Here is a 7,812-nt window from a genome sequence, read left to right as displayed (position 1 = left end):
CCCTAGTCACACACTCTACAAAAAAAATGTGCTTTTTTGCTAAGTCCTAACTTATTTTAAATCCGACCTGGAGTTATGGTAACTCGTTGGGAGGGACAAGGGGACAAGGGGAAGAATAATTACCAATTACCTATTCCCCATTCCCTTTTAGGAAAATACGACTAACTGGGGGGTGAACACCGACCCTGTAAGATGCACGACTTTTTTTAGAATGTCTTATAGAAAGAATTGTTTATTTTTGATTTTTTTGTAGTAATCAAGTTGTTAACTTTTTTACAAAACCTATGCAACCTACTAATCCAAACCAATTTACCGAAAAAGCTTGGGAGGCTATTACCCATACTCCTGAGATTGCCAAACAATTTCAACAACAGCAGATTGAAAGCGAACATTTAATGAAGGCTCTGCTGGAGCAAGATGGATTGACTGCACCTATTTTTACTAAGTTGGGTGCGAATCCTCAAAAAATCAAAGAACGGACGGAAGAGTTTATTAAAAGTCAGCCTAGGGTATCGGGTAGCAGTAGTTCTGTATACTTGGGGCGCAGCTTGGATACGCTGTTAGACCGAGCGGATGGATACCGCAAGGAGTTTGGTGACGAATATATTTCCATCGAACATTTATTGCTAGCTTATGCTCGGGATGACCGTTTTGGTAAAAGTGTATTTCGAGATCATGGCATAGATGAAAGGAAATTAAAAGATACTATTAAGCAAATTAGGGGGAGCCAAAAAGTGACCGATCAAAATCCAGAAGGTAAATATCAATCTCTGGAAAAATACGGCCGTGACTTAACTCAAGCTGCTAGTGAAGGTAAGCTTGACCCCGTGATTGGACGCGATGATGAAATACGTCGTACCATTCAAATTTTGTCGCGTCGGACTAAAAATAACCCCGTATTAATCGGTGAACCTGGTGTGGGTAAAACGGCGATCGCTGAGGGTTTAGCACAACGAATTCTGGCGGGTGATGTGCCGCAATCGCTCAAAGACCGCAAGCTGATCGCTTTGGATATGGGTGCTTTGATTGCGGGTGCGAAGTTCCGGGGTGAGTTTGAGGAACGTCTCAAGGCTGTATTAAAAGAAGTTACCGAGTCTCAAGGTAATATTGTTTTATTCATTGATGAAATTCATACTGTAGTTGGTGCTGGAGCAACTCAAGGGGCGATGGATGCGGGTAATTTGCTCAAGCCCATGTTAGCGCGGGGTGAATTGCGCTGTATCGGTGCGACTACTTTGGATGAATATCGCAAATATATTGAGAAAGATGCGGCTTTAGAAAGACGCTTCCAACAAGTTTATGTAAACCAACCCAGCGTGGAAGATACTGTTTCGATTTTACGTGGTTTGAAGGAACGATATGAAGTTCACCACGGGGTCAGAATTGCTGATAGTTCTTTGGTTGCGGCTGCTACTTTATCGAACCGTTATATTACCGACCGCTTTTTACCAGATAAGGCGATCGATCTAGTAGATGAAGCCGCAGCGCGTTTGAAAATGGAAATTACTTCCAAACCAGAAGAATTAGACGAAATCGATCGCAAGATTTTGCAACTGGAAATGGAGAAGTTATCGCTGCAAAAAGAAAGCGATACCGCATCTCGCGAACGGTTGGAAAGGTTGGAAAAGGAACTTGCCGATTTTAAAGAAGACCAGCGGACTCTTAACAGTCAGTGGCAGTCGGAAAAAGACGTAATTACTAAAATTCAGTCGGTAAAAGAGGAAATGGATCGAGTTAACCTGGAAATTCAGCAGGCAGAGCGAGATTACGACCTGAATCGGGCGGCTGCGTTGAAATACGGCAAGTTAACCGATTTGCATCGTCAATTAGAAGCTGCGGAAACCGAACTTTCCCAAGCGCAGCACAGCGGTAAATCTTTGTTACGGGAAGAAGTCACCGAAGCTGATATTGCGGAAGTTATTTCCAAGTGGACGGGTATCCCCATCAGCAAGTTAGTGGAATCGGAAAAAGAGAAATTATTAAATCTTGAAGATGAACTACATAACCGCGTAATTGGACAAGATGAAGCAGTAACTGCGATCGCGGATGCGATACAGCGTTCTCGTGCGGGACTTGCTGACCCCAATCGTCCTATAGCTTCGTTTATTTTCCTCGGTCCTACGGGTGTTGGTAAAACCGAATTGGCTAAAGCTTTGGCTTCCTATATGTTCGACACGGAAGAAGCGATGGTGCGGATTGATATGTCGGAATACATGGAAAAACACGCTGTTTCTCGATTGCTGGGTGCGCCTCCGGGGTATGTTGGTTATGAAGAAGGTGGACAACTTACCGAAGCTATCCGTCGTCGTCCTTATGCAGTAATTCTGTTTGACGAAATCGAGAAAGCGCACCCAGATGTGTTTAATATCATGTTACAAATTCTTGATGACGGTCGAGTTACCGATTCTCAAGGACGCACGGTGGACTTCAAAAACACGATTATCATCATGACGAGTAACATCGGTTCGCAATTTATCCTTGATGTTGCTGGAGATAATTCTCGTTATGAAGAAATGCGGAGTCGAGTTATGGAAGCGATGCGAAATAGTTTCCGTCCGGAATTTCTCAACCGGATTGACGAAATTATTTTCTTCCATGCTTTGGAAAAATCGGAATTACGCAAGATTGTTTTATTACAAATAGAAAGATTGCGTCATCGATTAGGCGATCGCAAAATGTCCTTGAGACTTTCCGAAGCTGCGCTTGACTTTTTAGTAGAAGTAGGATATGACCCGGTATTCGGTGCGCGTCCATTAAAACGTGCGATTCAGCGCGAGTTAGAAACTCAAATCGCGAAGTCAATTTTGCGCGGTGAATTCAATGACGGTGATACTATTTTTGTGGATGTAGAAAACGAGCGACTTGTGTTTAAGCGCGTTCCCATAGAGTTAGTCACAATGTAGTAGTCCACCACATAAGTTATGAGGGGTAATTTAGTTTGTAGTAAGAGTTTTAACTCTTTTTCTGAGGATTAAAATCCTCACTGCAAACCTATCAAAATTAATTTGGATGAGTAGTAGTTTAGTTAAAGTTTAATTAGAATATTCTCAACCCGGTTTCATTGGAGAAACTGGGTTTTTTTATGTATTATCAATCAAGCTAAAATGCAAGAACATATCATATTCATTTAACAACTTATAGTATCCTAAATATCATTTTTTAATAGTTTTCCTCATTTCTCACTATTGCCCGTTCACTCTTTATGAAAAATATTATTTGTATCAAAATCTACTTAAAATTATTTTAAATATTAATTGTCTATCAACAAACGGGGATTTAATGCATTTGATACATATTTTCTAATATATGTAGCTAAAATCGAAGCTGCTTATCCAGAAAGATAACAGAGATTGGTAGTTCTATTTGTTAGCTAGATAACTAAATTGACATATAGCCAAATACTAGGATAAAACTTAAATTGTCGTACTTCTCCTGTGATATTTATTGAAGAGTATTAATAATACAGAACGAGGTAAAATCTACTGAGAGTAAAGTAATAATTATTTATTACGTAATGGCAACAAATGTAACAAGGATGATCAATAAGTGTAAATAAAGCAAATTTATCGATTTTGTAAATAACTGCCAAAGTGGCAACCGGCTATCTTAAAATTTGCTATTCATTTATTTACCAGCTTAGTTAAATTTATCTTTGAAAGCATTAAATTAGAGTGTACTTAATCCAAGCTGTTATCGGGGGAAATAAATTATAATGCTGAATAATTATTTACAGTTAAACTCAGTAAAGGTAAAAATATGCATTATTTAAATCCTTTATTTGTGTAAAATAAATGCATCTACACTTAATTCCAAATGCCCGATTCATTAGAGAATTATTTGTAACTAAGTCAACAATCTAATACCAAGAATGAATGTCTCTCAAACATAGATTCATGACTATTTGTTATGCCACTTATTAGATGAAAAGACTTGTTTTTTGTGTGGTTATAAAATCTAAAATGGTATTCGATATAGTTACAAATTAAACGTAAAAGCGCAAAATTACTTTTTAAAACACCGTAATAGCATGATTGGTCAGTTACTAGCAGGACGTTACAAAGTTCTCCAAATATTAGCTGAAGGAGGCTTCGGACAAACTTATATAAGTTCGGACATTCACCTTCCGGGAAAACCTAAATGCGTTCTTAAGCATTTAAAGACTACTAGTACGGAACGGTCAGCTTTAGAAGCAGCTAGAAGATTGTTTCAAAAAGAAGCCGATACACTACAACAGTTGGGAAATCACGATCAAATACCCAGACTATTAGCTTATTTTGAAGACAATAACCAATTTTATTTGGTACAAGAATTAATTGAAGGACATTCTTTTAGTCGAGAATTACCTCCAGGCACAAAGTTAAGTCAAAAACAAGTTATCGCTATTTTGACTGAAATATTGTCTATTCTACAGTTTGTCCACGCTCAAGGAGTAATTCACCGCGATATTAAGCCCGATAATCTGATCAGACGTGCTTCAGATAATAAATTAGTCTTAATTGATTTTGGTGCCATTAAACAAGTACGCAGCCAAACCGCGACCAATACCGGACAGCAAAATCTGACATTAATTGTGGGAACGCGGGGCTATATGCCTTCCGAACAAATTAGACGTTTACCGCGTCAAGGTAGCGATATTTATGCTTTAGGAATGATCGCTATTCAAGCATTAACTGGTGTATATCCTTACGAACTTCAAGATGACCCAAATACTGGAGAAATACTTTGGGAACATCTAAGAGAAGTAGATCCAGCTTTTGCTGAAGTTATCAATAAAATGACGCGCTACCATTTCAAAGAGCGCTATCAAACTGTTGATGAAGTTATACAAACATTAAAAGAATTACCAATTCTGGAAGAATCTAGTTTAATAGAAACTAAAAATCATGGTTTGTGCGAACTGACTTTAGAATGGGAAGAAGTTAACGAAACTAAAACTTATAAAATTACCAATAATCAATTAAGCAAAACTCCTGGAAAATTTCGCATCGGTCGCGACCCTCAAGATTGCGATATTGTTCTATCAGAACCGACAGTATCCGCGCTCCACGTAGAAATCTTTTTTAGTCAGGAAAAAGAAAAATTTTATTTGCGAAATCTCCGTCAAAAAAACCCACCTGTTCTTGATGGTCAATTACTTTTAGCTGGAGAAATGCCGCTTTCTATTTCCAGCGTACTGCGCTTGGGACAGCAGAATTTAAAAGTGAAAGAAATTACTTCTCAACAATCTCTCACAAACTATATTCCTGTAGATTACAAGCATAAAGATTTTGCTATTGTTGCATATGCACAACACCCCATAACCAAAACTGCACGGCTTCCGAAAATAAATAGCAAACTAGAAAACCCCCCAACTACAACTTCACATCCAGAAAAAACGGATTCGATGCCGATGCTCAAAAATGTACTGCCGATTGGAGTACAAAGTATAGGTGTCGCTGCTGTTTTAGCTGCTGTTGGGGGATTCGCATTAGTTAATACTGGCAAATTAGGTAAAGCCAATTCACAACACACCAATTTGTTATCACAACAGCCCCAACTATGTCGCGTTGTTGCTCCCACCGAGTTGACAAAATTACCGGAATTACGCCATCAACCTTATAGAGAAGTCGAAGGATTCAAAGCATTGAATCAAGGAGAAAAAGTTTTATTTCTGAAGTCTCAAGGTGATTTTGTCCAAATCAAGCTTTCTGATGGTAGTCAAGGCTGGATTTTTTGGGACCAGGTACAGCCTTGTGATTGATGGATGGGGGAAAGAAGTTAAAAGATCGTGGTTATGTATACAAACTCCACGACTAAGAACAAATACTAAGTAATATCCTCATGGCGTAACCAGCTATACGTAAATAAAATAATACATATATTCGGAGTTTTTTGTTCTTAACAGCTTCAAGGGTTGGCTTGAAGTTTTAATACCGGAACAATAATTTTTCATGAGCATCTATGAAATTTATCCGTATAACTACTCCCAACCGTTGAATAAGAAGTTATCAGAGAATCTATAGCTTTAAGTATGTAGGTTCTTGTAAATAAGCCATCAAGTGAGGAGATTTTTTTATGTCGTTAGAGCAAGTTGATGCTTTCTACGAGAATTTGACGATAAATCAAGAAATTTACGAACAATATTATAAAAATTGTTCTATCAAAGGTACTTTTGGTGTTTGGAACTGGGATAAGAAGAAGATAGTTAATTTTGCTGCAACTTTAGGCTATGAATTTTCCGAACCAGAGCTAGATGAGGTTTTGTTTGATACGGGAGCGTTAGTTTCTAATAAATCTTTGAATTTACGGTAATAAGTAATTTTTGTTATTGAGTATAAATTTGAAGGTTTAATTTCAAAATTAAAATATCTTTTATTTTCAATTCTGCTAAGACACAAAGACCTGTATTCATTCGACATTAAGTCTTTGTGTCTTAATATTTTACTAAAATCGCACTCCTGGTTCTTTCAAGAACTCTTTTTCTTCAGGAGTTGAAGGTCGTCCCAAAATTATATTGCGATGGGGAAAGCGTCCAAAACGTTCAATTACCGACCGATGACGAATTGCGTTTTCAATCGCACTTGCACTATCTCTGTCTCCACTAACTTTCTGGAATAGCTTCACCGCTTGACGCTGATGGTCAATATTTTCGCTGTGTACAAAAGGTAAGTACACGAACCAACGCTGTACGTTTAATAATTGGCGATCGTAACCTTGAGCGATCGCCAAGTGCGCGGTTGAAAGTGCTTCCCAATCGGTAGCGAAGGCTTGAGGGGTTTCACGAAAGATATTCCGAGGAACCTGATCTAATAGCAGAATTAAAGCCAAGCACGTTAATGGGGAATCCTTCCATTCATCTAGGTATCCTCCTGCGGCTTTTTCGTAATCTTTAAGAAAATGCCTTCGTAATTCTTCATCAAACCCTGGTTCTTTCGCAAACCAAGCTTTCCTTGGCTTTCCGTAGTCCGCATCATCCGGGCTACCAAACCAAAATTTAAGAATTTCATTTGCCTCTAACATCGCTTTTACATTCCCTTACAAAGGACTTGTCGCATTTTACGCATATTAGCAGGCAATTCAAAATTCATCGCTTGTTGAATAAACATTGAAGGTATGGGAATTATGGGAGTAGCTTGTACGGAATAAGTTAACAGAGTACCGTCACCATAATCTTGTAACTTGATATCCGCACTGAAATCATGGAAAGTACCTTTATGCAGTTGAAACTGGACTTTATGTCCAAAATCTTCCACTACGTTTAAATATATGTCTACTTTCGCCGTAAACATCATAAAAGCTTTTTGTGCTGCCTGATACAGACGTTTGACATCTCCTTTGTGTATAATTTCACTTTTAGTGATGTCAGGGAAATACTGTACCCAACGTGGATAATCCGTTATCTTTTGCCAAACATGAGAACGTACTAGGGGTAAATACATTTTCGCACTTACACAGCCACCCCAAGCATTGTGGGAATGTGTTTCTACTAGAATTTCGCCGTTCATTAATGCTGCTTGCTTGTCCTGACTCCAAGCAATATCTGAACCTGTAGTAAATAAGTCTGAAAAAAAAGATGCAGACATAATATTTCGCTCGCTCCTTGATATTCCACACACACTTTGACAAAGAATACAAACTCTACAATTTATATAATTTATATAGAGTCCTATTCAATTATTCTAATTCCAGTCCAATATACAAGGATTCCGGAACTAGTTCCGACTGTAGTCTATTATTCCCAAAATTTACCCAAAAATGTGTCACTATTATCACTAATATTGTGAAGAGTTGATGTTAATGAGTTAGGAGTGAGGAGTTAGGAGTGAGGAGTTA

At 38.2% G+C, this 7,812-nt stretch carries 5 protein-coding genes; 3 read left to right on the top strand and 2 right to left on the bottom strand.

From position 1 onward, the window contains the following. The first annotated feature begins 284 nt into the window (after positions 1–284). The 3 genes from clpB (at position 285) to VB797_RS25385 (ending at position 6,291) form a co-directional block, all read left to right on the top strand. On the top strand, positions 285–2,903 hold the full coding sequence (gene clpB, locus VB797_RS25395; RefSeq protein WP_323240539.1) for an ATP-dependent chaperone ClpB: 2,619 nt from the start codon (positions 285–287) through the stop codon (positions 2,901–2,903). 1,124 nt (positions 2,904–4,027) lie between these two features. Next, a complete protein-coding gene (locus VB797_RS25390; RefSeq protein WP_323240538.1) occupies positions 4,028–5,740 on the top strand; it encodes an FHA domain-containing serine/threonine-protein kinase in 1,713 nt (570 codons plus the stop codon). A gap of 314 nt (positions 5,741–6,054) precedes the next feature. Continuing rightward, positions 6,055–6,291 (top strand): Nif11-like leader peptide family natural product precursor, encoded by a 237-nt coding sequence (locus VB797_RS25385; protein WP_323240537.1) that lies wholly within the window; start codon positions 6,055–6,057, stop codon positions 6,289–6,291. Positions 6,292–6,423: 132 nt separating this feature from the next. Here VB797_RS25385 and VB797_RS25380 read toward each other — a convergent pair whose 3' ends face one another. Continuing rightward, positions 6,424–6,999, bottom strand: a complete 576-nt coding sequence (locus tag VB797_RS25380) for a DUF924 family protein (RefSeq protein WP_323240536.1) — start codon at positions 6,997–6,999, stop codon at positions 6,424–6,426. Between the two features lie 5 nt (positions 7,000–7,004). Beyond that, positions 7,005–7,562 (bottom strand): SRPBCC family protein, encoded by a 558-nt coding sequence (locus tag VB797_RS25375; protein ID WP_323240535.1) that lies wholly within the window; start codon positions 7,560–7,562, stop codon positions 7,005–7,007. Between the last annotated feature and the right edge of the window lie 250 nt (positions 7,563–7,812).

This window comes from Rivularia sp. UHCC 0363 (assembly GCF_034931125.1).
Classification (GTDB): domain Bacteria; phylum Cyanobacteriota; class Cyanobacteriia; order Cyanobacteriales; family Nostocaceae; genus Rivularia.
Note: the sequence above shows the minus strand (reverse complement) of the source record. Positions and strands in the feature narration are given on the sequence as shown.

Coding starts and splice junctions, on each gene's coding strand:
- clpB (WP_323240539.1), top strand. CDS start 285: ATGCAACCTACTAATCCAAACCAATTTACCGAAAAAGCTTGGGAGGCT.
- VB797_RS25390 (WP_323240538.1), top strand. CDS start 4,028: ATGATTGGTCAGTTACTAGCAGGACGTTACAAAGTTCTCCAAATATTA.
- VB797_RS25385 (WP_323240537.1), top strand. CDS start 6,055: ATGTCGTTAGAGCAAGTTGATGCTTTCTACGAGAATTTGACGATAAAT.
- VB797_RS25380 (WP_323240536.1), bottom strand. CDS start 6,999: ATGTTAGAGGCAAATGAAATTCTTAAATTTTGGTTTGGTAGCCCGGAT.
- VB797_RS25375 (WP_323240535.1), bottom strand. CDS start 7,562: ATGTCTGCATCTTTTTTTTCAGACTTATTTACTACAGGTTCAGATATT.